We start from the raw sequence: 25,783 nt of genomic DNA on the forward strand, positions 1-25,783 counted from the left end.
TAGAACTGAAACGGGGTAGCTTTCACATAAATAACGGCCGCGGTGTCCGTTAGATTTGCTGCATGCCGGCGAGTTGTCGATGTGCCGTTAATAATTTGCTACTGGCTGCGGGCGGGTCGGTTGGCGATATCTAGCTGGCTATGTGCGGCGGCGGGTGATTTGGTGAGTAGTGTAGAGTCTGCCGAATTATGCCGGTGGGTTTGGGAAGATGCAATCTGTTACTGGTGCTGATAGAGATCTGTGAGATGAACTGATGCTAAAGCCGGTAGATCGGTAAGATGAGATCGGCTGCTGGTGTGGTGAATTGATGTGTCGTATACAGTTTGTTGGCGGAAGGCGGATCAGTTGATGATATCCTACTGTAGATTGGTTGGTATCAGTCGGCACCTAATCTGCATCTGGCCACTTGAAAATGCTAACGGACACCGGTGACGTTATTTCCCGAAATGGACCCGAATATAGGTTCGAATTCAGCAAATAAAACCCCTGGTGTCCGTTAGACTTGTTACAGGACGACTTTCACTAGTATAGGTTCATCGGTACTGCCTAAACCACAGCCGACGCGCCCTTCTGCAGCTGATACATCTTGGCGTACCGGCCGCCCAGCGCCATCAGCGTCTCATGGTTACCGCGCTCGGCAATCTCGCCGCGGTGCAGCACCAGAATCTGATCCGCATCGCGGATCGTGGACAGCCTGTGCGCGATGACGAGCGTCGTGCGCCCTTCGCTGACGACCTTCAGCGCCTGTTGGATAAGCCCCTCGGTTTCGCTGTCTATGCTCGCTGTCGCTTCGTCCAAGATCAGGATGGACGGGTCGAACGCGAGCGCTCTAGCGAAAGAAATAAGCTGCCGCTGTCCCGATGACAGCGTGCTTCCGCGCTCTACGACTTGCTCATCGTAGCCATTCGGCAGCTGCTCGATGAAGGAGGATGCACCGACATCGCGCAGCGCGTTCCGGACACGCTCCAACGAAATGTCCTCATGATAGAGGCTGACATTGAACTTGATATCCCCTGCGAATAGAAAGGGATCCTGCAGAACGATACCCATATGCTTCCGCAGCGCCTGCTTGGACATCGACCGGATGTCGCGGCCGTCTATCGTAATGCTGCCCTCATTCGGCTCGTAAAAGCCGAGCAGCAGGTTCATGATCGAGCTTTTGCCCGATCCGGTATGGCCGACCAGTGCGATGGTTTCTCCTTTTTTGACCTCGAAAGAGATATGCTTCAGCACATTTTCCCCTTCTTTATAAGCAAATGTGACGTTATTGAACTTCACGTTGCCCTCCGGACGGCTCACTTGATCCGTCTTCGCGACCTCCTGCCCTTCCGTATCGAGAATAGCGAACACCTTATCGGCCGAAACGAACGCTCTCTGCGCATTCGTCAACTGATCGAAGATGCCGATAATCGGCTGGAAGATTCGCCCCAAGTAATCGACGAACGCGTAAAACACCCCGAAGGATATAGCGGTCGACAGCGACTCCCGGCCAAAATACCAAATGACCATCGCCGTCACCAGGCTTCCGATCGTTCCGACAATATTCCGCGAAGACAAGGAAAATACCCGGAACTGCTTCAATTGGTTCACATACCGGTCCTTGTTCAGCTCTTCGAATTCGTCCAACGTCACCTTCTCGCGGCGGAAAGCTTGAATGATCGGCATCACGACGATAGATTCGTTAATCATCGCATTCATATCGCTAAGCCGCGCACGCATGATGGAGATGAATACTTTGGAGTATTTCAAATGGATCTTCATAATTAACGCGAAAATCGGCGGCAGCACCAGGCAGTACACAGCCAAATGCCATTCCAGAATAAATAACGCGACGAAAATGCCCAGCAGCTGCATGGTACTGACCACGAACGTCGCCATGAAGCTCATGAACAAGTCGCGAACGGCCTCTGTATCGTTGGCGATTCTGGACACAACCTGCCCGATCGGCGTGTTGTCGAAATAACGCAGCGATATGCGCTGAATATGGCGCATGAGGTCCATGCGCATGTTTTTGATGATTTGCAGCGCCGTGGATTGGAACAGATAAGCCTGCGTATAGTTGCAAACGCTGGCGACCAGCAGCAATCCCATATATAAGCCGAGCAGCCCCAGCACTGACGACATTTGGCTTGTACCGGCGGTGAGATGCCGGTCGATGATCGTTTTCGTAATATAGGGCCCGGCCAGCTCCGCCCCGACGGCACAGCATAGGATCAGCAGGGCGCCGATAATCCTGAATTTGTATGCGGCAGCGTACGCAATGAGTCTTTTTCCGGTAGACGGTTTATTCATCTTGTTTCCTCCTCCCTCCTTATTCAGCCAAGCTCGCTTCCATCTGCTGGCGGTCCCATTGCTCCCGGTACCAGCCGCCGAACAGCATCAGCTGCTCGTGCGTCCCCTCTTCGATAATCCGACCTTCGTCCAACACGAGAATCCAATTGGCATGACTGACGGCCGATAGCCGGTGTGTCGTGATCAATGTCGTTTGGCCGGCCCGCTCCTTCCGGATGTTCTGCAGGATACGGCTTTCCGTCCGGGCGTCGACCGCGGACAAGGAGTCGTCCAGCAGAAGAATCTCCGCTCGCATGAGCAGAGCTCTGGCAATGGCCAGCCGCTGCTTCTGCCCGCCGGAGAGCATCACGCCGTTCTCGCCGACAATCGTGGCAAGGCCGTCCGGCATTTGCTCGATATCCTGGGTGAACGAAGCCATCTCCACCGCCCAGGCGATCTCTTCCGGCGACGCATCATGCTTGCCCAGCGCGATATTGTCGCGGATGGATTTGGACAGCAGGAGATGCTCCTGCGGAACGTAAGCCATCCAGCTTTTCACCTGGGCCAAGGAAATCCGCTCAATCGGCACATCCGCGATGAGCAGCTTCCCGGGCTCGACCGGATATTGCCTGAGCAGCTGCTTGAGCAATGTGCTTTTGCCGCTGCCGGTGCGCCCTACGATCCCGAGGGTCTGTCCGCGCTCCAGCTCGAAGGAGACATGCGCAAGGCTGGGGTGCTTAGCCGTCGGATACGTGAAGCTGAGATCTCTCATCTCGATCCGATCAGGCACGTTCACGTGAACCGGTGCGGCATCGTCCACGATATCGGCTGCCTGCGTCAGCGCGGTATCCAACCGGTCCGCAGAGGCGCTTCCCCGCTGCAGGACATTGATGAATTCGCCGAAGGAAATCATCGGCCAAATGAGCATGCCGAGATAGATGTTAAACGAGACGAGCTGTCCGAGTGAAATTTCATCGTGGAACACCAGATACGAACCATAGCCTATGCCAATCGAATAGCTGAGCCCAACGATTAGTGAAGTCAATGGCTGAAAGAGCGCGTTTAGCTTGGAAACACTTTTATTTTTATTCATGACATCGGAAGTAACGCCATCGAAAGCCCGCAAATCGTGCTCCTCCTGCACATAAGACCGGATAACGCGAATACCGGAAATCGACTCCAGCGCGTGATCGTTCATTTTGCCGAAAGAAGCCTGGGCGGCCAGGAAGCGGACTCTCACCTTCTGACCTAATTTGCTAATCACAACAGCCAGAAAAGGCAGCGGGATCAACGCGGCAATCATTAATTTAAAAGAAATGAGAGAGATCATCGTGACAATGACAACGGTTGCCCCGACCAGCGTATGCACGAGCGTCATGACCCCGTACCCCGAGGTCTGACCGATCGCCAGCACATCGTTCGTCGCCAATGCCATCAACTGCCCCGTGCTGTTGCGTTGGAAGAATGCGGGCGTCATTCTCGTCAAGTGCGCGAGCAATCGCCCCCGGAGCACCTTCTCCACCAGTGCCGAGTTGCCGAACAACGTCGTGATCCACACATAAGTCATGATGTAGAGCAGCAAGGCCAGCCCTATAAGCAGCCAGACCGTCTGATTCAGGTCCTGGGAGGTCAGATTGCCGCTGCGAATATGGTCAATGGTGTTGCCGATCATTTTGGGCGGGATTGTAGAGAGCAGATTGACGCCGACCATAAGTCCGATGGCTAGCAGGTAAAACCTCCATCTATCTTTGAAAAACCAGCGCAGCTTGATGATAAAAGACAATAATTCCACCTCTTTCCATTTATGCACACATACATTGATTCTATAGTTTCAATCACTTGAAGTCTATGAAGAAGTTCGATTTAATCAAAGTTTCCTGTCATTTTGCAACAATGAGGAAGCTTCTTCCGTTATAAGGAAAGACTATAGACAGCTCTTACATACAGAAAGGAAGATCCGCATGAACCGTTTGATGAAAAAAAGTCTGACACTTCTGTCCCTGACCGCTATGATGACTGCAGGCACGGCCTATGCCGCTCCTAATGAACCTGCGAAAACACAACTCGAGAACCCGATCACCGTACACGTCGGCGGAGAAATGCTTGCCGAGAACGGCTTCATGAAACCGGGCGCCGCCGAACCTATGCTGCCGCTGCGCGCAGTAACGGAAAGCCTTGGGTTCACGCTCACTTGGAATCCGGCGACGTATTCGGTGGATTTGGCCAAAGATAACGTATTCACAACCGTAACAACCGGCGAAGACCGCTACACGATCAATAAAAGGCTGACAACTCTCGGCACAGCGCCTGAATTGGTTGACAGTAAGCTGCACGTTCCCGTTACGTTCGTGAGCAAGATTATTCGCGGAACGGTCGCCTCCAAGGGCAGCTCCGTTGCCATTTCTATGAAGGAGGAGGCTAAGAAAGTGCAGTCGACCGGCGTCATCACAGCCATTCGCACCAACGGCGACAATGCGCAAATTCAAATCCAGGGCATTGGCACCGAGGGGATCGTTTTCAATGTGGATAAAGACACCGTCTATCAGATGCTCGACGGTACTAAACTTAGTCTTGCCGATCTGCATGCAGGCTTAACCGTATCTGGCGAGCATTCCATGATCATGACGATGAGTTTGCCACCGCAAACACCAACGTCCAAAGTGACGGTGCTGGATACGAAGCTGCAAGCCGGCCTTATCGGCACCGCAGGCGTCATTGCAGAAGTCCGCAGCGAGAATAAAGAGGACTTGAGCATTTTGGTGAAAGGCCAAGGTCTGACGGACTCGGCGCCGGACGAAGTCGTCCTTCAATTGACGAAAGATACGGCTGTCGTGGACAAAAACGGAGACAAAGTGGGCACTTCGGCGCTTGTCAAAGGTGCGAACGTGATCGGCTTCTACGGACCGGCTTTGACCAAGAGTCTGCCGCCTATCGGCACCGCTTGGAAAATCGTTGTTGGGGATAAAGAAGAATAACGATCCGCAAATCTTGTAAAAATATGAAAACCTCCCTTACGATAGGGAGGTTTCTTCGTTCCTCGCGGCTGATCGCACTGTCCAAACCGTTGGTTTTTTGATACAATAACTGAAAATTCATTCGAATAAGGGGACTTATATGGAATACATTAGCACACGCGGTAAAGTAGAACCCCTCGGCTTCATCGATGCCATCCTGATGGGATTGGCGAACGACGGCGGTTTGCTTGTTCCGAGAAATATCCCGCAGCTGTCCGCAGACACGCTCCAGAAGTGGCGCAGCCTTTCTTATCCGGAGCTGGCGCTTGAAGTTTTCTCATTGTTTATCGAGAATGAAATCCCTCGCGACGAGCTGAAGAAGCTCGTTGACGACAGCTACTCCACATTCCGCGACGAGGCCGTTACACCGGTCAAACGTCTGAACGACGACACCTTCGTGCTCGAATTGTTCCATGGCCCGACATTCGCATTCAAGGACATTGCCCTGCAATTCCTGGGCAACCTGTATGGGTACGTATCCCGCAAGACGAACTCCATCATCCACATTCTTGGTGCGACGTCCGGCGATACCGGGGCTTCCGCAATCGAAGGCGTGCGTGGCAAGGAAGGCATTCGGATCTGTATCCTTCACCCTCACCAGAAGGTGAGCAAGGTCCAAGAGCTGCAGATGACGACCGTCGACAGCGAAAATGTATTGAACCTGTCCGTCGAAGGCACCTTCGATGACTGCCAGCGCATCATCAAGGAACTGTTCGCCGACGTAGAGTTCAAGCACCGCTACCACCTGCGTGCGATCAACTCCATCAATATCGCCCGTATTTTGGCGCAAACGGTCTATTATTTCTACGCCTATTTCCAAATCGCAGATTCCGTCCAAGGGGCGAAAATCAACTTTAGCGTGCCGACCGGTAATTTCGGCGATATCTTCGCCGGCTATCTCGCACAGAAGATGGGCCTGCCGATTCATAAGCTTATTCTGGCTACGAACGAGAACAACATCCTTGAGCGTTTCGTGAAGGAAGGCGTGTATCAGCCGGGCGAATTCCGCGGCACGTACAGCCCTTCCATGGACATTCAAGTTGCAAGCAACTTCGAGCGCTACCTGTTCTACCTGTACGGCGAAGATGCAGAAGCTGTCACTGCGCTGATGGCACAGTTCAAAGCCGAAGGCCGCATCGTCATTCCGGCCGACAAGCTGCAAGCCGTGCAGGCGGATTTCGCCGCTTACGGCGTACAGAACGAGGAGTGCCTGGATACGATCAGCGCCTACTACAACGAAGTCGGCTATCTGCTCGATCCGCACACCGCTTGCGGAGTCGCGGCGGCCGACCGCATCGCCGCTGACGGCGAAGTAACGGTGGCGCTGTCCACGGCTCACCCGGCCAAATTCGACGAATCCATTCGCCTCCGCGGTATTGAGCAGACCTATCCGCCGCAAATTACCGCGCTGTTCGACAAGCCGCAATTCCAAACGGTTGTCGGCGGCTCGAACGACGCGATCAAAGAGCAGCTGGTGAAATTCTTTTAAATAGTAAGGGGTTGTCCCTGAAGATCTGACAAGACCTTCGAGACAACCCCTTTTTTCGAGCTTATTTGAACATTTGCGGAAATTGTTTGATGATGCCGTCCGTTAGCGTATCGGCCAGCACCATGAGATGGTCTGCACCTTTGTCGAACGCTGCGATATCTGCGTCCCAATCCCTTTTAATTCTCGCGTTGACATCTTCCGTCAATAATTGCAGGTGGACGTACATCAACTCCTGCACCGTCTTTAACGGCCAGTTCGGGTTCGCTCTGCTCAGGAATCCCGCGATATCGTCGGCATTCCGGAACCATTCTTTATTCGCCTTCTCATATTCGGCCGCATTCCCCGCTTTCGCCGCGTCAATAACCCTGCCGGCAATGACGATGTGCTGGGTCAAGAGCTCGCCCAGCTGATTCCCTGCGGCTTCCCCGTAGAAAGGTTTTATTGCGTTTCCGATGTCTCTCTGATTCCTCAGCAATCTGGCCAATGTTTTATCTTTATCTTCCAAGCCGGCAAGCGCGCTGACCAAATAGCTGCGCGTCCAAAGCGCATGATCCATCCACAACCTTCTAAGATCGCCCTTCAACTGCACCATGGATTGCGTGTACATCTGCTGTTTGGCGGCTGCCGGAATGTCATGATGCGCCTCTGCTCGAAGAGGAGCGGCGCTGAGAACAAGCGACAGAGACAGCAGCGTAATCTTGATGAACTTCCCTTGCATACGTATTCGTCTCCTTCTGAATAGATGGAATCAACAGCTTGTTTTATTGTGTACGGCGGAGTCGTTTTCATTCATAAAAGAGGGAGGAAGCTCATACAGGAAAGAAGGAAGGAAGCGACAGTGACGGAATGGACTCTGGCAAAAAATCAGCCCCGAGACCGATAGCGTCCTCCACCTAAGCAGGAGGACATCCATCTACCGGCATGATATGCTTAGCTTAATGACTAAGTTAATAGGAGTGAATCTAGTGAACATGAACCGCAGCGCTTTTCTCGGTCCGATCTTGATTCTTTTAGGCATTTTCATGTTTCTAAAAGGGGAAATCACGTTCAGCACCGGTACGATTTTCGAGTATTTCTGGCCGACCCTCTTCGTTATTCCGGTTGGCGTCTTCTTTCATTGGCTGTATTTTTTCATCTTGCAGCGCAGAGGCGTTGGTGTCCTCGTGCCCGGCGGCATTATGCTGACGTCGGGTATCGTTTGCCAAATCTCCATGCTGTTCGACATTTGGCATCTCATGTGGCCGGGCTTCATGCTGGCGGTCGCCGTCGGCTTGTTCGAGCTGTACTGGTTCGGCGGGCGCAACAAGTGGCTGCTCATTCCAATCAACATCTTGGCGGTGATGTCGCTTCTGTTCTTCGCCATTTTCTCGATCGGTTCGCTGTTCTCGGGCATTTTCCAGCATCAGCCGATCTTCGCTATCGCACTGATTGTTGCGGGGATCTCCTTGATGTTCCTGCGCAGCAATAAAGAGACGAGCAGGTTTTAGTCTGGATAAGCCCCGTCTTGGATCATGAGGCGGGGTTTGCATGGCCGTTACTGCGCCGGCGGATACAGCACTTCGTCTGATTCTGTTCGAAAAATCATATAAAAAACCGGCAGCAAGCCGGACAAGCGCGTGGAACGAGCCTTTGAACGAGTGCTGGCCTTACCGCCGAACTCCCGCTCATGCCGGGCGTACAGCAAAGAGCGTCAGGCCCAATGCCTGACGCTCTTCGTTATATCCCTTGTTGCTTACTGTGCCACAAGGCTATCCTCTCCGGACTTCTTGATCTGCTTGCTTCGCAGTTGTCCGCATGCCGCGTCGATATCCGTCCCGTGCTCGAGACGGACGCTGACGGATATGCCCTGCTTTTTCAGCGTATCGTAGAAAGCCCGGATCGTCTCACGCTCGCTCCGTTGATACTGGCTGTGCTCATCCACCGGATTGTAAGGAATGAGGTTGACGTTCGCCAGCTGGCTGATATGACGAATCAGCTCGGCCAGTTGAAGCGCATGCTCGTGCTTGTCGTTCACGTCCCTGAGAAGGATATACTCGATCGTAATTCTCCGGTTCGTCTTCTCCAAATAATACTCGATCGCACTCATCAGCTTCTCGATCGGAATCGCTTTGTTGATTTTCATAATCCGCGTACGCAGCTCATTCGTAGGAGCATGTAGGGAAATCGCCAGATTCGTTTTCAAATCGGAGTCCGCGAATTCCCGGATTTTATCGGCAAGTCCGCTCGTTGAGACGGTAATATGCCGGGCCGCGATGTCTAATCCCTTCTGATCCTTCACCACACGGATGAAATTCTCCATGTTAGTGAAATTATCGAAAGGCTCGCCGATCCCCATGACCACAATATGGCTTACATGCTCGCCGGCGCCCTTGCTGTCCAGGTGAAGTTGAACCTTCATAATCTGCCCCACGATTTCCCCGCCGGAGAGATCCCGGCTCTTGGCCAATAATCCGCTCGCACAGAAGCTGCATCCGATATTGCAGCCCACTTGCGTCGTTACGCAGACCGATAACCCGTACTTGTGCCGCATCAGCACCGTTTCTATTAAATTGCCGTCCTGCAGCTTAAACAGAAATTTAATCGTTCCGTCCGCCGACTCTTGTTTCAGGTGCTCCGTCAAGGTTTGAATCTCAAAGTGCTCGGCCAAGACATCCAGACAGTCCTGCTTCACATCCGTCATCTCCGAGAATGCCGTCACCCTTTTACGGTACAACCAATCCCACACGAGCAGCGCGCGCGACCTCTTGAACCCTTTATCAGCAAGCCAGGCGACCAATTGATCAAAAGTTAATCCATAGATGGATGGTTTATTCATAATTATCCTCTTTCCAAGACTTTCGCACACAGTCCTAGTTCTACTAAGCAGCCGAAGCCTACCATTGTTTATTATTGTGCCAAAAATCGCTCATGAACACAAGAGGAGCACACTTCCAGCATGAAAGCGGAGCAATCCTATTTATCAAAAACATCGAACATATGTTCTTTATTTTTTGTGAGTTTTATGGTAATAATAAGAAGTAGGCAATTTTAATAAAAATTAATCGAGGAGCGATGGATGATGTCACTGCGTTTAGACCCTTATTTGGTAATGGAAGGTAATGCGAAGGAAGCGATCCAATTTTATGAGAAAGCCTTGGGCGCCCAACTCGTCTTCCAACAAACGTTCGGCGAGTTCCCGGAAAATCCCGAGTTTGCTTTGCCGGATGAAGCCAAAGGACTTATCGGACATGCGATGCTGGTGATCGGCGAGGCGCGTCTGATGCTTTCCGATACGTTCCCGGGGATGCCTGTTCAGAAAGGCAATAACGTTACGATCTGCATCTCGACGAGCGATGCGGATAAATCCAAACAGCTTTATCATGCCTTAGAGGATGGCGGACGGGTTATCATGCCGCTGTCGGAGACGCATTTCAGCCCAGGATACGGGCAAGTGACGGACAAGTTCGGCGTTACATTCCACATTTTCACGGATCGTCCTATGAACCAATAACATCATAGTATCGGCTGCCCGCCGGGCCGGTATGAGCCTGTGCGGGAAGGCCGCAGGACGGATGGTACAATCTCCAACACGCAAAAAGCCTCCATCACCACTTTTCCCGTGGTTATGAAGGCTTTCCGTGTAACAACATAGACACCCTAACGTACAATTTTCTCTAACACTTTGATTGCCGGTACTTCTTTCACTTCTTCAGGTGCAGGTGCAGGAAACTCGTGAAAAAATTTATTCGCATACATCTTCTTCAGTTGGCCATAAAAGTTTGTCGTTCGTATGTAAGCGGTGATCCTACAAATCAATTGCATATGGGCGGGGTCCTCGATTCCGGAAGAAAGATTGAAAAGTGTATTCAAACTGCCAACGGCTTGGTCTCTAGTAATAATCCCACTTTCCAAATCCCTTAATACCCGCTCAAGCTCACTTTTCACGAACGCAACTGCTCTGCTCTTTACATTCTTGTCAATCAACAACTGCACCTCCTAGATGTATGTACTCAAATAGTACAACACCCGGCTTGTAATATCTGTCGAAGTGAGGGGAGCAGGATTCATGTATTTTTCGGGAATTCCGAGGAAACTTGTCGTCTTTTGCTAGGAAAAATGAATGGTCTTAGGACTTGTCACGGATTTTACGCAGAAACTGCTGCGTCCTTGCGCTGCCCGACTGTTCGAACACTTGCTCAGGCGTACCTCTCTCCATCACAATTCCCTGATCCATGAACACCACTTGGTCCGCCACTTCTCTGGCAAAACCCATTTCATGCGTCACTACAACCATGGTCATCCCTTCCGCCGATAAATTCCGCATCACCTTAAGCACCTCTCCGACAAGCTCCGGATCGAGCGCGGATGTCGGTTCATCGAACAACAGTACCTTCGGCTGCAGCGCCATCGCCCGCGCGATTCCGACACGCTGCTGCTGCCCGCCGGACAGCTCGTGAGGATAGCTGTCGGCGCGCTCGCGCAAACCAACCTTCTCCAGCATGTTCAAGGCCACGTTCCGGGCATCGGCGCGAGACTTCTTCTGCACAACGACTTGCCCTTCCATCACATTCTGCAATGCCGTGAGATGCGGAAACAGGTTATAATTCTGAAATACCATCCCGGTCATCCTGCGTATTGCCATCAGTTCTCCCTGATTCACTCTGCCTGTACCGGTGAAAGCCAGCGCCGTCCCGGCCAGCGTAAGTTTGCCTCGATCGGGAATTTCCAGCAGGTTGAGACACCTGAGCAGCGTCGTCTTCCCCGACCCGGACGGACCGATAATGACAGTCGTTGTTCCCGGGCGGACGGACAAATCAATGCCTTTCAAAACCTCGTGCTCTTGGTACCTTTTATGAAGACCCTCCAGTTGAATCACCAACAGCCCCCCTTTACGTTGCTACGCTGCGGTCATACCGTCTCTCCAGCCTGTTCTGGAAGTAGGATAAGACCGTGCTGAACAGCAGATATACGGCAGCGACTTCCGTGTACAACCAGAGAGGCTCATAGGTCACCGACGCGAATTGCTGACCCTTCTGAAACATCTCCGTGACCGTAATTGTTGCCGCTAACGACGTATCCTTGGTCAAGGCGATGAACGAGTTGCCCAGAGGCGGAATAGCGACGCGCACAGCCTGCGGAAGAATAATACGACGCATCGCTTGCCACCTCGTCATGCCGATCGAATACGCCGCTTCTCTCTGCCCTTTCGGAATAGAAAGGATCGCGGCGCGAATGATCTCCGAGCTGTAGGCGCCTTTATTTAACGTGAAGCCGATAACCGCCGTCGGGAACGGGTCCAGGGTAATTCCCAGGCTCGGAAACCCATAGAATAGGATAAACAACTGGACCAACAGCGGTGTGCCCCGAAACACCCAGACATAGAATCTTGCGATGAGCACCAAGGGTTGGAAGCCGGATAACCGGGCTAATGCCGTCAAGAAAGCCAGGATGAGCCCTAAGGTGAATGTAATTAAAGTAAGAGGAATGGTGTAGGCCAGCCCCGCCTTCACAATGGGAAAAAAGGAATCGCTAAGGATTCCTATTATTCGTTCCATGCGTTCAGTTGTCATAGGCTGTTCCTTTACTTCGAAACATCGGTATTAAACCATTTTTGCGAAATGCTCAAGTACGAGCCATCCGCCTTCATATCGGCAAGCGCCTTATTCACCTTCTGCACCAGCTCGGTGCTGCCTTTGCGCAGCAAGAAGGCGTTGCTGGTTGCATTAGGCTCCTCATAGACGGTCTTGATCGCCAAATCCGGACGCTGCTTCTTCAAATCCAGAAACGATAGGCTGTCGTTAAGCGTTGCGTCAATCCGGCCTGATGTCAGAAGATCGATCGCCTGATTGAAGCCTTCGACAACCGTGTTCGTTGCACCATGTTCCTCCGCGATTTTGCGATAGTTGCTGTCCAGGGATTGGCCGACTTTCTTCCCTTTCAGATCGTCCAGCGATTTGATATCGGTATTCCCCGCCCCAACGACGAGCACAGCCCGCGATACGATATACGGATCGGACATGTCGTATTTCTCCAACCGGTCCGGACGCACCGCGACTTCGTTCGCGACCATGTCATACCGCTTCGCATCTAGACCGGCGATCATACCGTCCCATTTCGCCTCGATGAAACGCGGCGTGAGACCGATGCGCTTGGCCACTTCCTGGGCGATTTCGACATCGAATCCCGTTAGTTTGCCATCCTTATCATGGAACGTGAATGGCGCATACGTTCCTTCGGTTCCAATGGTAATTTCCGCCGCCGGGGCAGCTGTGGGAGCGCTGGTCCCCCCCGCCTGCTGCCCCTCTTTGGCGCCGCAGCCTGCTAATGTCAAAGCAGCGACGAAAGTAAGGGTGAATCCGATGCTTTTTTTCAATGTGTAACCTCCCGTAAACGATCCAATTTGCGAATACGAGAGGTATTATTCCCAATCCAGCCAAATTTAAGTTCTGACTAACTGAACATTTGCTTCACGAACTCCTGCGCGGCTATAACATCTCCTGTAATGATGCCATGCGGGATGCTCCCGGTACTTCTTCGCAGAGCCATACGCAAAGAAAGACCGCTCAGACTCCACTAAGGACGCCTGTACGGTCTTCCCATTCAATTCAGCTGCATCTACGCTAGGTTTGTACCTGCGCCTCGTGCGACTCCAAGCACATCTTCCAGCGCTCCAGCTCGTTGGTGCATATCCAGACATGCGGATATCTCCTGAGCAGCTCGCTCATATGCGCCTCATCATCGATCGTCCAAGCGATCAGTTGAATGCCCTGCTCGTCGCAGCGCTTCACAAACTCATCCGTCAAATAGATGTATTTGACGGAAACATAACGGGCGCGGATCTCCTTGGCAAGCGGGAACACCGACGGTGTCGCCCCGTAAAGAACAAGCCCCAGCTCAATATCGGGGGATAACTCGCGCATCCGAATGATGGAATAGTGGTCGAAGGAAGAGACGAAAACCTCATTCAACATGCCGCATGCGTGCACGGTATCCAGCACCTTTTGCTCCAGACCCGGATACAAATCCCCGCTCTGCTTCAACTCAATGTCGACATGAGCCTTTCCCTTAGCAAGCAAAAGCACTTCCTCCAGCGTCGGAACAGGCTGTCCGCCCCCGGCATCCAGCTTCCGCAGCTCCTCGAACGTGAAACTTGCGACCATGCCTTTGCCGTTCGTCGTCCGGTTGACCGTCGTATCGTGAATGACGACAGGTACACCGTCTTTCGTTAATTGCACGTCCAACTCAAGATGGCTGTATCCTAAATCTAGAGCAGCTTGAAAAGAAGCGACCGTATTTTCCGGAACCCTCTTCGGGTAACCTCGATGAGCCAATCCTTGTATCATGGCGGCGTAACCTCCTCGATTTGATCATGCAGCAGAACCTTAACGACTCCCATCATCATATCGCAAAATGTATGCCGCATGCCACTATCAGGCATTAATCCTGCAAGGGAAGGATTTGAATCCGATCGAGCGCATAGCTCGAAGACGTACGATATTTGGCAGCTCCGGATTCGAAGAGCATATACAGCTGGCTTTTCGTTTCAAACAACCCTTCGGACATTGGAGGGGTCTCCATTTGGCTTTGCTTGTTCTTGCTATCCAGGAACCAGAGAGGTACCTGCTTGCCGCGAACGGTCACATTCGCGTGCGGTTTATCCGACTTCACGCTATTGGCATGACGGAACAGCGTGCTTGCGTTGTTACGGCCATAGGATTGGCTGAGCCAAATGCTGTCTTGGCCGACATGCATCCCTTGAATATTGTCGGGCAGGGACATGATGTAATCCGGCACAGCCGGTTCACCGCTCTGTCCAGCCTGAGCAACCGGCAGGTCCGACGTTGCATCCAGCTTGTAGCCGACGGCCCAAGCTTTATGCTCCTTATCATCCCGGTTCGTTATATAATGCGACTTATCGGTCGGATACTCCGTGCCATGGGCGAATTCACCGATCCACAGGACGCCTTCCGCATAAGCCGTGAATGAGGAACGGGTATCGTTCTTCACAGCTCCGGCGAACGTAAGCTTGCCGTCGCTCGCATTCACAATTTCATCGATGTTGACGTAGTTCACGTCTTTATCGGATGAAATCCAGACATGCTTGCGGCTGGCCGCGATCCCTCCGGCGTGGCCGGTGTAGGGAACGCCTGCGGTTTTGTACAGTTCAAGCGCTTTGACCATCTGGCCGGTTGCAGCGTCGATGACTGTGAGCAGGCTGGATTTGCCCTCGTCCCTATAATACGACACGAGAATCCAGCCGCGGTCCTCCAAGTAAGCCATACCTTGGGGCACCGCATTCTGCTTCAAGGCTGGAACAACCGGGCCTTGCTTGCTTCGCTGGAGGAACGATTTGATCTCCGGCATGTCGACACGGATCTTGATGCCCGCTTCCTCCTGCGTAATCGCTCCGGATGGCGCTGCGGACGCTGCCGGGGATACCGCCGCCGTCACGGCTGCAGCCGGCTTCGCACTCGCCGGTGATGTCGGGGGAGCGGCGGAGCCGCAGCCCGCCACAGCCAGCACCGGCAATGCTGCTGCGAGAACAGCCAAAGCCAAGCGCTTCATCGACCCGCCTCTGCATAAGGCTGGCCCTGCGGCTGTGCCTGCAGCATAGCCCGCAGCTTGCCCGGGTAGTCGGTAATGATGCCGGAGACGCCGAGCTCGATCAGCTCCGCCATGCGCTTATCATCATTGATCGTATACGGGTATACCTGCAGCCCTTGGGCAATCGCCGCACGCACATCCTCCCTGCTGATGCGGGTATGCTTCGGATGCAGGGAGTACACGGGCGCCCCGACAGTGCCTGCCATCGCGCTGTGCTGGCCCGGATTAATATCGTAGAGCAGACCGATTCGGATATCCGGCTCCAGAAGCTTCATGAACAGCAGGCTTTTATGATCGAAGGAAGAGATGACGACACTGTGGACGCGATTCTTGCGACGGATGAGCTCCACGAGGGCCGGTTCCGTATGACGTCCGTAAGAATGCTTGATCTCGACGTTGATCATGATGTTCGCCGGCACCAAATCTAACACTTCCTCCAGCGTAGGCACACGTTCGCCTGCGAATGATTCGTGAAACCAGCCGCCGGCGTCAGCCTGCTTAATCTCAGCCAGCGTCAAATCATTCACCCGACCCTGCATATCGGTCGTCCGATTCAAAGTGTCGTCATGAATGACGATGATTTCCCCGTCTTTGGATAGATGGATATCCAATTCAATGGCGTCGCACCCTTGCTCCAGCCCGAGCCGGAAAGCGGCCAGCGTATTCTCCGGCGCTTCCCCTCGCGCTCCGCGGTGCGCAATGACTAGCAGTGGTTGTTTGGACATGATGGAAGAAGCTCCTCTCTTACTTAAAGGTCGAGTTCGCCATAGCGGCTACAATATACTTCTGTGCGAACACGAACATGATCACGATCGGCAGAATGACCAGGATACTGGCCGACATAAGAAGATGGAAATTGAGCGCCTCGTTGCCCGCGATGGAATCGCGCATCATCGCAATCCCGACCGTGAGCACGCGCATTTTGTTCGAATTCGTCATGACCAGCGGCCAGAAATAGGCATTCCAGCTATGAATGAAAGAGATGACCGTCAAGGTGGCGACCGTCGGCATCGCCATCGGCGTCAAGATGCGGTAGAGCACTTGGAAGCGGTTCGCCCCGTCCACTCTCGCCGCCTCGATCACGTCATTGTTGATGGAGCGGAACATTTGACGGAGCAAGAAGATGCCATAAGCCGAAGCCGCATGCGGAATGATCAAGGCGTAGTACGTATTGATCCAGCCGAATTTCGACATCATCACGTAAATCGGCACGAAGATGACTTGTTCCGGAACAATGAGCGCCGCCAGAATCAGCACGAACATGGAATCCCGGCCTGGGAATTGACCCTTGGCGAAAGCATATGCAGCCATAATGCCGATATTGATTTGGAGGAAAACGATACCTACGGTCTGAATGACCGTGTTCACGGTGAAGCGGTAAAACGGAATTGTTTTAAAAGCGGTTACAAAGTTCTCCCACATGAACTTCTCCGGCCAGAAGCTCGGGGTAGCCATGCGAAGCTCAGCCGGCGTTTTCAAAGCGGTAATGAGCATCCAGTAAATCGGGAAAAACATCAGTAGCGTAATACAAATTGCGACAATGACCCGGGTAGAAGTTAACAGCGGATTTTTCATTTGTCACTGGCACCTACCCTTCGTAATGGACTTTCTTCTTGGAGACATACATTTGAACAGCAGTCAGCAAGATGATAATAATGAAGAAAATAATGACAAGCGCAGATGCGCGGCCCGTGCGGAATTCCGTGAAGGCCATTTCATAGATCCAGTACACCATCGCCTTCGTCGATTCGAGCGGTCCGCCGTTCGTAATAACGTCAACCGATTGGAACACTTGCATGGAAGAAATGAAGTGGGTAACGACCAGGAACAGCGTCGTCGGAGACAGCATCGGCAGCGTAATTTTCCAGAACTGCATCCATTTCGTCGCCCCGTCAATGCCGGAAGCTTCATAGTACTCGACAGGAATGCTGCGAAGTCCCGCAATGAAGATGATCATCGTGAATCCTACGCCCTTCCACACGGCAACAACGACCAGCACCCAAAGGGCCGTCTTCGTATTGGTCAGCCATTGTACCGGTTCCAAACCGAACCATTTCAGCAATTCATTCATTAATCCGTATTGACCGTTAAAGACCCATAAGAAAATCATGGAAACGATAACCATGGAGATATAATGCGGCATGAAAATAACAGCTCGCATAAAGCCGAAAAATTTCGAGATGGAATTAAACAACAGCGCCAGCAGGAGCCCCAGTCCGAGCGTGAGCACAACATCCAAGACCGTGTAAGTGAATGTGATTTTGAGTACGTTATAGAACGTTTTGCTTGTCAGCAAGTACGTGTAGTTGTCGAAACCGATGAATTTCTTCATCGGCTTCGTCATATTCCAATTCGTAAAACTAAGGTATAGCGAGTTGAGCAGCGGGTAGTAAATAAACATCCCTAATACGACCAGTGCGGGCACCGCGAACGAAAAGTCTTTCAAATACTCCACCATGCGAGACTTGGAGCGTTTCGTCGTCAGGCTGGCTGATTCTTGCTGTAAATGGGCCTGCTGGCCTTCCGTCGCTTTCATGTTGACTCCCCTCTCCAATTAGCTTTCTTGCAATATCGCATCGATTTCTTTGGATGCCTCTTTCATCGTTTGTACAGGATCTGCGTTCTCCAGAATCATCTTACCGAGAGCTTCCATGTACTTCTTGCTGAATTCCGGGTATGCCGGATGCTGCGGACGGCCTACAACGTTGTCGAAGTTATCGAATACGGCTTTGTATTGCGGCAGCTTCTCGAAGTATTTCTTACCTTCATCCGTTGTGAGAACCGATTTATGCGTTGGCAGATAGCCTGTGCCTTCCGCCCATTTGATATTGTTCTCAGCGGCTGTCATGAACTTGATGAACTTCCAGGCAGCTTCCTTCTGTTTAGCCGGCGCCAAGTCCATCATCACAATGCCCGCTCCGCCGATATGGGATTTGCGTTCTTTGTCCCCTGGCAGGAAGGATACGCCTACTTCAAACTTCGCGTTCTCCAAATAGGTCTTGATGATCGCGGAACTATGCTGAACCATCGCTACCTTTTCTTCCAGGAACATTTGGCGCATCGTATCGGAAGCACCTTTTCCGTATCCCATGTGCATGGAGCCGTCTTTCATCCATTTTTGGAAGTTTTGCACCCATTTCAGGCTGTCCGGCTGATCCAGCTGCGATTTCTTGTGATCTTGGCTCAGAATCGTACCCCCGCCGTTGGAAATCCACGGATCATAGTACCAGGTATCCCACCCCGGGACGGAGAAGGCATATCTTGATGTTTTCCCGTTATCCTTCACAGTTACCTTCTTATTAAAATCCTCAATTTCAGCCCATGTTTGCGGAGGCTTCACGCCCAGCTTGTCGAGCATCGTTTTGTTATAAATCATTACGCTCGTACTAACGATCAGAGGGAATCCGAACTGCTTGTTGTTATAGGAGTAGGCTTGCAGCATCCCTTTGGAGAAATCGTTCATATCCACTTTATCGCGGGCGATGTACGGGGTTAAGTCCGCAAATACGCCGCCATCCGCGAAGTTCGGAAGCACGGATACTTCCACGTTCGTGACGGCCGGTACTTCTTTCGCCGCTACAGCCGCTTGAAGCTTCTTGTGCAAATCCACGTAAGCGCCTTGGAACACGGGCTCAACGGTGATATTCGGATATTTCTTCTGGAACTCAGCGATCATATAGTTAACAGCCGGCATTTGCACATCTGCATGCGAGTGCCAATATTGGATCGTCACTGGAGAATTATCTTCCACAGCAGGCGGTAAGGAAGCTGCAGGTTGCTCTTCGCTGCCGCTGGAGCAGCCGACTACGGTTGAAAGCATTAAAGAGGAGATTGCAAGCGTCGGTAACCATTTTGTAAGTTTCATTCGGTAGGAACCCCTTTCCTATACAGGACTAGTAATTTTCGAGGATGAAAAAAGGAGAGCACTAAGACACAAGAAACTAGGGATCCGCGCCAAATCGCACGCGGTCCGTTCGTCTCTTGGGCTGTCTCAGTGATCTCCGCACCCAATCGTTATGAACGAATTAAAGCGTTTTCTTAATGTTGTTACTAGTATTTCACATAATCGGATTTCAGTCAATAATTTGCGGCCTGATTTACAATCTCTTAAAAATTACCAATTTATTTGCAGCTTTTTGTCGTTTAACCGACTGCATGACCTCTTGCCCCCCGAGAGCTCGTTCCTAAACTGATGGTTTCGTACTCGGTCGATAAAATGTGCTTCGAGGTTGAAATGGCATTCATCACCTTGATCAACGTCTCGCCTTGGTTTGCTTTCAAGCTGAAGTGCAGCTCGGCCACCGCCTCCATGGCCCCGTCCACCTCCGCCATTCCTCCGGGCTTCATCTGGACGTTCACAATGTGGATGCTGTTCTCACCGAATTGCGTTGCAATGCTTCCCAGCACACCGGGTTTATCGACAATTTTGATCACCACCTCCTTCGTCCTCCGGTTACGCATCAGATATTTCTCCCACTTGTTCAACACGAACAAACTTAACAGAACCATGACGGTCGCCAACACGGCGCAGTAGAGAAAGCCCGCTCCGACGCACAGGCCGATCGCCGCCACCACCCATACGGAAGCCGCCGTCGTTAAACCCGACACGGTAAACCCCGTCCGCATGATGGTACCCGCTCCCAGAAACCCGATTCCGCTGATAACCTGAGCGGCCAGCCGGGACGGGTCCACCCGAACCTGCGCTTCGTTCACGAAGTCGGCGAAGCCGTAGATCGACAGCAGCATGATCGCCGCAGCCCCGATACAGACGAGAATATGTGTCCGCAGGCCTGCTGCGTGGTTGTTCCATTCCCGTTCCAGACCGACCAAACCCCCGAGCCCGGCTGCCAGGAGAATGCGTATTGTCAAATCCAGGTGGCTAATATGCCATACGCTGCTCATATCCTGTCACCACGCTCCTTTCATACGCTTATGCCGGTAAAACAAAAAGACCTTAAGCCGGTAAACACACCTCTCCCCCATAGGGAAAGAGATATGATTACGGGTAAGGTCTTCTCCAAGGACTCGCGCCTAAGCCGTATATTCATATGAATACGCTTACTATAAAGCTGGATGCATCTTTTTGTCAATAACTAATTTAAAATTTGAAATTTTGTACCGGTTTATTTATAAAGCGCATTGTAAATCGCCTGTGCGCCTTCAGCCCGCGTGGTGACGGCTTCCGGATCGAAGCGGTCTCCCTCCTTGCCGCTGAGCAAGCCGGCGCTGCGCGCCTTGGCTACCGCCGGAGCCGCCCAATCGGCAATGGCAGCGGCGTCTGCGAACGGCTGAGCTGAGGCGTCGCCCTCCGCTAACGCGGCCTTCCGCTCCCAGGCGCGGACGAGCAGCACCGCCATCTGTTCGCGGGTCACCGGCTCGTTCGGCGCGAAGCGATCGGGCTCGACACCGCTAACCAGCCCGTTAGCCGCTGCGGCCGCAATCGCCGCCGCATACCAGTCCTGCGGCTGCACATCGGCGAACGGAGCCTTCTCCCCGCTTGCGGTCAAGCCGAATGCGCGGACGAGCAGCGCCGTGAGCTCCGCCCGGGTCAAGGCCGTATTCGGCGCAAAGGTATCCTCGGTGACGCCGTCAGCGACATGCTTCGCGGCAAGCACCTGCAGCGCCTCGGAGGACCAATGGCCGCTCGGCACATCGGCGTACGACTTGCGGTACTCTTGCACGACATAGGTGCCGGTCGCCGCGATTTGCAAGGTCAGCACGCCATCCTTCACTTCCCCGCCGGCATAGCTGAGCCTTCCATTGGCATCAAGAGCATATACACCAACCAAACGAGGGTCGTATCCCGTGCCTACTTGAAGCTTGACCTGAAGCGAATGTTCCGACGTTTCCACCGGAGCCGCCGTACCGTCCGCCGACTCCATAGACAAGCCGATGGTGAAGGCGTCGCCCGCCGTCCTTCTTTCTTTGGTTTCGTCAGGCGCTGCGGCAGGCTTAATCGTCACGACCAGCTGTGACCCACTTGATGCGGAGGCTCCAGCAGCTGACAGCGTCTCACCGGCAATGACCAAGCTCACGCCGCCCTTCGTAACCTCCAGCGGAAGACCGTTCATCTTTGCCAGAACCGCGCTCGAAAGAGCAATCTGGGTCGTCTTCGAGTCCAGCTTCAATTCGACGGCATCGCCGCCGGGCTTGATCTCCTCTGGCGTCACTTGCAACCTTTCAGGCTTCGCAGCTCCACCTGGAACGCCGGGGCCGGCCGCTCCTCCCTTGCCTGAATCTGAAGCGTCATTGCCGCCTCTTCGCAGACGGTCCAGATCTAACTTCAGCAGTCGGTCCATGGAATAGGACGATAAGAAGCGCATATGATTCGCACCGGATTCAAAATTCACATACAGGTGATCGTCGCCCGCTTCCTTACGGATAAACATATTCTCGGCGCCTGTCGGAACGTTGATGGATCCGAGTTTATTCTTGCTGTCGAGCAGCCAGACAGGAACCGTTACGCCGCCGATGGACGTATCCGCGCTGCGCGTGGCCGCGTCCGCCACTTTGGGCATTCTGAAACGCAGAATGGAGTTATAAGGACGCCCGTAGTTATAAGTCAAGAGCACTTCGCCCTTGTTGAAAGCGACACCTTGAATCTTATCTCCGATGCTGAGGATATACTCCGGCACGTATTTGTCCATGTTCTCTTCACGGAAGCTCGGCGTGGAAGCCGGTAATCGATCATTCTCATCCAAAGGATAGGCGGCAATCCACGACAGATGTGTCTCGCCGTCCCTATTTACCATTTGGTGAGACGGACTTGTCGTGTAGGATGGCGGATTGCTGTATTCACCGACCCACAGCATGCCGTCCGCATACGCTGCGAACGAAGCGTTCGTGACAACGCCAAAAGAATCGGCGAATTGGGCGAAGCCCTCGTTCGGCGCGTCAATCAGCGTCTGAATCGGCATGCGGTACATCTTCTTGCCGGAAGACAGCCAGACGTTCTCCTTGCTTACGGCTACGCCGCCGGCATGACCGATATAGATCGAACCGTCGGTATCCTTCAGATGGACATATTTCTCCAAGAGGCCCGTCTTCGCGTTGACGATCGCCAGCGTACTCGGATCGCCCGAGAAATGGTAGGCGGCCATGAGTATCCATTCCCGCTGCCCATCGGCATAATACGACATGCCTTGCGGAACGTGGCCCTGAACAAGCCCTGGAATTATCGGCCCTTTGCCGCCGATCGCCCATGCCTCCTGATAGCGCGACGACGTCCATGCATTGGCTGGGCTCGGATCCCGCTCGACCTGCGTCATCTGCGGGTAGCCCGGCTTCGCCGTCGCCGAAGCGTGAGCCGACTCATTGCCGGCATGATCGACAGCGCTAAGCTCGACCTTCACGGCCACCTCGCCGGGGAGTCCCGCCAGCTTATATGACACGTCCGATGCCGGCAGCGTCGCCTCCAATTGACCGTCTACGTACAGCCGGTAGCCGCCCAGGTCCTCATCCGCGCCGGGCTGCCAGCTGATGCTCACTTCACCCCGGCCCGGCTGCGCCTGAAGGCCCGCCGGCGTCGCCGGAGCTGTCGTATCCTCCGAGCTTTCGCGCGGGAGCTGCGATGCGCCGACTATGCCCGGCGTTCCGGTCTGCATGACGCCGACAGCCCGCATCTCCGTGCCGCCGAACATCGGATAAGCGTACGTGATGCCTTTTTTCTCCAAGAACTGGCCCGCTGTATAGGCAGCTCGGGCGAGCACAGTGCCGCTTGCCTCGACAATTTCGACGATACCTCCCGTATTCGTCAACCCGCCTGCACCGTCACCGAGCACGATGGCCGAATCCGGCACGTACTTGTTGTTCTGAAAACCATAGTAGAAGAAATTAAAGCCATCCGGCTTCAAGTAGCCCAGTCCGCTCGGACGTACCCAGAACTGCAGCGATTGGTGCGGCTGAATAAGCGTCTGCTCGCGGAACGTCCACAGCCAATTTTTGGAGGCGTCATCGGGCTGCGTGAATCTCACCGACTTGCCGTTCAAATCGATAGGCTCGTTATGCGGGTTATAAAGCTCAATGAACTCATATGCGTCATAAACGTCTCTAGCCTCCAGAGGTTCCGTGTTCCATGTATCGGGAACAAGCTCCGTAATGAGGAGAGCCGGCATCTCATTCGCGGTTGGCGTTACGGTGACAGGCGCAGATCGAACCGATTCTCTGCCTGACGTATCGATGGCGCTAACCTGTACGGTGACAGACTTATCGTTGGCCAAGCCTTCAATTACCGCTTCCTTCTCCGGCATGAGCAGCTGCTTCGCGAGAGTGCCGTCGATATAGACGTTCACATAAGCAACGTCCGGCTCCAGATCCTTGCTCCACGTAACTTTCACGCCGCCAATACCGCCGATTGCTTGTACACCCGCAGGAGCTGCCGGCGGCATGCCGTCTGCAGGATCAGCCACTCGCTGAACCGGATACAGGTAGCCGGGATTCGCCGGCTTCGAGAATCTTTCCGTTGATACAGCCCCGCCAGCCCGGTCAGGAATGAAGTTCGCGGAGATGCTCTCACCGACATCTTCCACCGCATAGGCCGTGTCCGTCAGCAGACGATTGTCGGGGTCCAGAAGCTGTACCCGTCGGGGCGCCGAATTGGACATGCCGCCGTTCACCACGACGAACAGTTGATTCTCCGTAATTGCACTGCCGTAAGCCGTATTGAACTCAGGCAGTCCAACCTGGAGGACGTTGCTGTTCTTGAACCAAATGATAAACGTTTCCTGCGGAGCCACGATCTTGTCCTCGGAGATCGGATACAGGTATTCGGTCGCCCCTGCCATGTATTTCAACGTAAAGCCTTTCAAATTGAGCGGTGTGCCGGTTGAGTTGTACAGTTCGATAAACTCGAAAGCGTCGGTTCCGCCGGTTTTATAGTCGCTATTCTTCGTATTCGACGCCATCTCCGTAATGACCAGCGGCGGCGCGGCCTGAGGCTTCTGCACAGCGACTGCGGGCTGCGCCGACTGCAAGCCGGTCTGATTGACCGCATAGACAGCGAATGTAACGCTCTCCCCGTTGGTCAGCCCCTCTGCTACATACGCAGGGCTTGTCACCAAATCCGGCAGCTGTGTGCCGTTCTGATAAATGCGGTAGCCGGCAATGTCGCCCTCCGCAGCGGCATCCCAGCTGAGCCGGATCGCCTTGTCGCGCGGCAGCGCCTGTAAGCCGGTCGTGACCGCCGGAGGCACAGGGATGCCGGCTTTCCCGAGGACTGGAGCGGACGCCGGCGATACGCTGCCATCCGCATACACGCAAGACAGCGTGAACGTATAATTGGCACCGTTCGCGAGGCCTGTGTAGGTGTATGTTGCACCGGTCACGGAAGCCGTCGGGAGGCCATTTTGCGAATAGATCCGGTAGCCTGTTACACCAGGCTCTCCGCTCGGGGTCCACGTGACAGTTAAGCTATGATCGCCTCCCACTGCGGAGACACCGACGGGTGGGGTTCCCGGCACTTCATCGGCCACGCTGCGCCCCGGTGTCGCAGTTTTGTTGCCCCCGGTATGCACCATGGCATTACCTGATGCAGGCTGGGTGAAGGTGATACTTTGATTCTCAAAAGTATCCCCTGCCCCGTTAACGTAGTAGGTGGCTACGGTTATTTCTGTATCGGACGGGTCTACCAAGAAAATGCCGATATTCTTCTGTGTAGAACTTCCGTTGTACAACCCGGGTACATTCTGCAGCAGATGAATGCGGTCATCCGGAAGATCCGACATGGCCACTTTGTAATTAGTCCGGAATTGATCCCGGGTCAAGGCCGGATTGAGCTTGCTGATCGTGCTGTTCTGTGTCCAGACAACAATCGACTCTCGAGGAGGAATGCGCAGACTGCCAAGCGTCCCCTCCCACATCTGAACACCGTCGATTTTCCCGCGCAGTTTATATCCCGTTAAGTCCATAAGCTCATCGGAAGCATTATACAGTTCCACGTATTCATATCCGTCATTAGATGACATATTTACTGAATTCGGCACCATCTCCGTAATCAGCAGCTTCGGTACAGCCACTGTTGCAGCAGCCTTCGGCACGCCCGCGCCCAGCCCTGCCCCCGCTGACCCCGCCATAAGCGATACGGCTAGCAGTGCATTCACGGCATATTTGGTCTTGCGATTCATCGTATTCCTCCTTTTTTCCACACCTGTCTCCTCTGAACCCGTCCGCATGAATATGCAAAAAGAGACAACAAAAAAACTCAGACTCCCACCCGCCGGACCGAACGCGCGCCACACTGCGCCATTCGCCAAGCGATGATAGATACCTGGGTTTCTCATTGTCTCCGCCCAACATCATTCATTCGCGATGGTTTCAGATTATGAAACCGGTTGCAATTACTCCCATTATCGTCACTGACACCGGGAAATGCAAGAACTTTTTGTGGCATCCTTCGCCTGCATTTTACCATTGACAAAAACAAACTCCC

20 protein-coding genes are annotated in these 25,783 nt (G+C 53.3%); 4 read left to right on the top strand and 16 right to left on the bottom strand.

What is annotated here, in order from left to right; all coding sequences use genetic code 11:
* Positions 1 to 546: 546 nt before the first annotated feature.
* Together PUT07_RS26965 and PUT07_RS26970 are read right to left on the bottom strand one after the other, a co-directional pair.
* The gene (locus tag PUT07_RS26965) at positions 547 to 2,292 is read right to left on the bottom strand and encodes an ABC transporter ATP-binding protein (protein ID WP_274471874.1); all 1,746 of its coding nucleotides are present in this window, start codon (positions 2,290 to 2,292) and stop codon (positions 547 to 549) included.
* Between the two features lie 19 nt (positions 2,293 to 2,311).
* Positions 2,312 to 4,054 carry an ABC transporter ATP-binding protein gene (locus tag PUT07_RS26970; protein WP_274471875.1) on the bottom strand — a complete coding sequence of 581 codons (1,743 nt, stop codon included), beginning with the start codon at positions 4,052 to 4,054 and terminating at the stop codon, positions 2,312 to 2,314.
* 178 nt (positions 4,055 to 4,232) lie between these two features.
* Between PUT07_RS26970 and PUT07_RS26975 the strand changes: the two genes are divergently transcribed.
* Together PUT07_RS26975 and thrC are read left to right on the top strand one after the other, a co-directional pair.
* Positions 4,233 to 5,246 carry a copper amine oxidase N-terminal domain-containing protein gene (locus PUT07_RS26975; RefSeq protein ID WP_274471876.1) on the top strand — a complete coding sequence of 338 codons (1,014 nt, stop codon included), beginning with the start codon at positions 4,233 to 4,235 and terminating at the stop codon, positions 5,244 to 5,246.
* A 139-nt stretch (positions 5,247 to 5,385) separates the two neighbouring features.
* Positions 5,386 to 6,774 (top strand): threonine synthase, encoded by a 1,389-nt coding sequence (thrC, locus tag PUT07_RS26980; RefSeq protein ID WP_274471877.1) that lies wholly within the window; start codon positions 5,386 to 5,388, stop codon positions 6,772 to 6,774.
* Between the two features lie 61 nt (positions 6,775 to 6,835).
* Here thrC and PUT07_RS26985 read toward each other — a convergent pair whose 3' ends face one another.
* Complete coding sequence (locus tag PUT07_RS26985; protein ID WP_274471878.1) at positions 6,836 to 7,492, bottom strand: glycosyltransferase; 657 nt, start codon at positions 7,490 to 7,492, stop codon at positions 6,836 to 6,838.
* Between the two features lie 253 nt (positions 7,493 to 7,745).
* Here PUT07_RS26985 and PUT07_RS26990 point away from each other — a divergent pair, with 253 nt between their 5' ends.
* Positions 7,746 to 8,261: a hypothetical protein gene (locus PUT07_RS26990; protein WP_274472002.1), complete on the top strand. Its 516-nt coding sequence runs from the start codon at positions 7,746 to 7,748 to the stop codon at positions 8,259 to 8,261.
* A gap of 245 nt (positions 8,262 to 8,506) precedes the next feature.
* Here the strand turns inward: PUT07_RS26990 and rlmN are convergent, their stop codons facing one another.
* Positions 8,507 to 9,589 (bottom strand): 23S rRNA (adenine(2503)-C(2))-methyltransferase RlmN, encoded by a 1,083-nt coding sequence (rlmN, locus tag PUT07_RS26995; RefSeq protein WP_274471879.1) that lies wholly within the window; start codon positions 9,587 to 9,589, stop codon positions 8,507 to 8,509.
* Between the two features lie 243 nt (positions 9,590 to 9,832).
* On the opposite strand from rlmN, the gene PUT07_RS27000 reads away from it, so the two are divergent.
* Positions 9,833 to 10,264 (top strand): VOC family protein, encoded by a 432-nt coding sequence (locus PUT07_RS27000; RefSeq protein ID WP_274471880.1) that lies wholly within the window; start codon positions 9,833 to 9,835, stop codon positions 10,262 to 10,264.
* Between the two features lie 146 nt (positions 10,265 to 10,410).
* On the opposite strand, the gene PUT07_RS27005 is transcribed toward PUT07_RS27000, so the two are convergent.
* The 12 genes from PUT07_RS27005 to PUT07_RS27060 all read right to left on the bottom strand — a co-directional run bounded on the left by PUT07_RS27005 (position 10,411) and on the right by PUT07_RS27060 (position 25,478).
* A complete protein-coding gene (locus tag PUT07_RS27005; protein ID WP_274471881.1) occupies positions 10,411 to 10,737 on the bottom strand; it encodes a hypothetical protein in 327 nt (108 codons plus the stop codon).
* Positions 10,738 to 10,879: 142 nt separating this feature from the next.
* The gene (locus tag PUT07_RS27010; protein ID WP_274471882.1) at positions 10,880 to 11,629 is read right to left on the bottom strand and encodes an amino acid ABC transporter ATP-binding protein; all 750 of its coding nucleotides are present in this window, start codon (positions 11,627 to 11,629) and stop codon (positions 10,880 to 10,882) included.
* A 13-nt stretch (positions 11,630 to 11,642) separates the two neighbouring features.
* Positions 11,643 to 12,323: an amino acid ABC transporter permease gene (locus PUT07_RS27015; RefSeq protein WP_274471883.1), complete on the bottom strand. Its 681-nt coding sequence runs from the start codon at positions 12,321 to 12,323 to the stop codon at positions 11,643 to 11,645.
* Between the two features lie 11 nt (positions 12,324 to 12,334).
* Positions 12,335 to 13,126 carry an amino acid ABC transporter substrate-binding protein gene (locus PUT07_RS27020; RefSeq protein WP_274471884.1) on the bottom strand — a complete coding sequence of 264 codons (792 nt, stop codon included), beginning with the start codon at positions 13,124 to 13,126 and terminating at the stop codon, positions 12,335 to 12,337.
* Between the two features lie 247 nt (positions 13,127 to 13,373).
* A complete protein-coding gene (locus PUT07_RS27025; RefSeq protein WP_274471885.1) occupies positions 13,374 to 14,096 on the bottom strand; it encodes a glycerophosphodiester phosphodiesterase in 723 nt (240 codons plus the stop codon).
* Positions 14,097 to 14,190: 94 nt separating this feature from the next.
* Complete coding sequence (locus PUT07_RS27030) at positions 14,191 to 15,318, bottom strand: hypothetical protein (protein ID WP_274471886.1); 1,128 nt, start codon at positions 15,316 to 15,318, stop codon at positions 14,191 to 14,193.
* Positions 15,315 to 16,082 carry a glycerophosphodiester phosphodiesterase gene (locus PUT07_RS27035; RefSeq protein ID WP_274471887.1) on the bottom strand — a complete coding sequence of 256 codons (768 nt, stop codon included), beginning with the start codon at positions 16,080 to 16,082 and terminating at the stop codon, positions 15,315 to 15,317. The genes PUT07_RS27030 and PUT07_RS27035 overlap by 4 nt, the downstream gene beginning before the upstream one ends.
* Before the next feature lie 19 nt (positions 16,083 to 16,101).
* On the bottom strand, positions 16,102 to 16,932 hold the full coding sequence (locus PUT07_RS27040; RefSeq protein WP_274471888.1) for a carbohydrate ABC transporter permease: 831 nt from the start codon (positions 16,930 to 16,932) through the stop codon (positions 16,102 to 16,104).
* 13 nt (positions 16,933 to 16,945) lie between these two features.
* Positions 16,946 to 17,893 carry a carbohydrate ABC transporter permease gene (locus PUT07_RS27045; RefSeq protein ID WP_274471889.1) on the bottom strand — a complete coding sequence of 316 codons (948 nt, stop codon included), beginning with the start codon at positions 17,891 to 17,893 and terminating at the stop codon, positions 16,946 to 16,948.
* 18 nt (positions 17,894 to 17,911) lie between these two features.
* A complete protein-coding gene (locus tag PUT07_RS27050; protein ID WP_274471890.1) occupies positions 17,912 to 19,222 on the bottom strand; it encodes an ABC transporter substrate-binding protein in 1,311 nt (436 codons plus the stop codon).
* A gap of 278 nt (positions 19,223 to 19,500) precedes the next feature.
* A complete protein-coding gene (locus tag PUT07_RS27055; protein WP_274471891.1) occupies positions 19,501 to 20,259 on the bottom strand; it encodes an MgtC/SapB family protein in 759 nt (252 codons plus the stop codon).
* Between the two features lie 221 nt (positions 20,260 to 20,480).
* Positions 20,481 to 25,478 (bottom strand): lamin tail domain-containing protein, encoded by a 4,998-nt coding sequence (locus PUT07_RS27060; protein WP_274471892.1) that lies wholly within the window; start codon positions 25,476 to 25,478, stop codon positions 20,481 to 20,483.
* Positions 25,479 to 25,783 lie beyond the last annotated feature (305 nt).

The organism is Paenibacillus sp. MAHUQ-63 (assembly GCF_028765165.1).
Taxonomy (GTDB): Bacteria; Bacillota; Bacilli; order Paenibacillales; family NBRC-103111; genus Paenibacillus_E.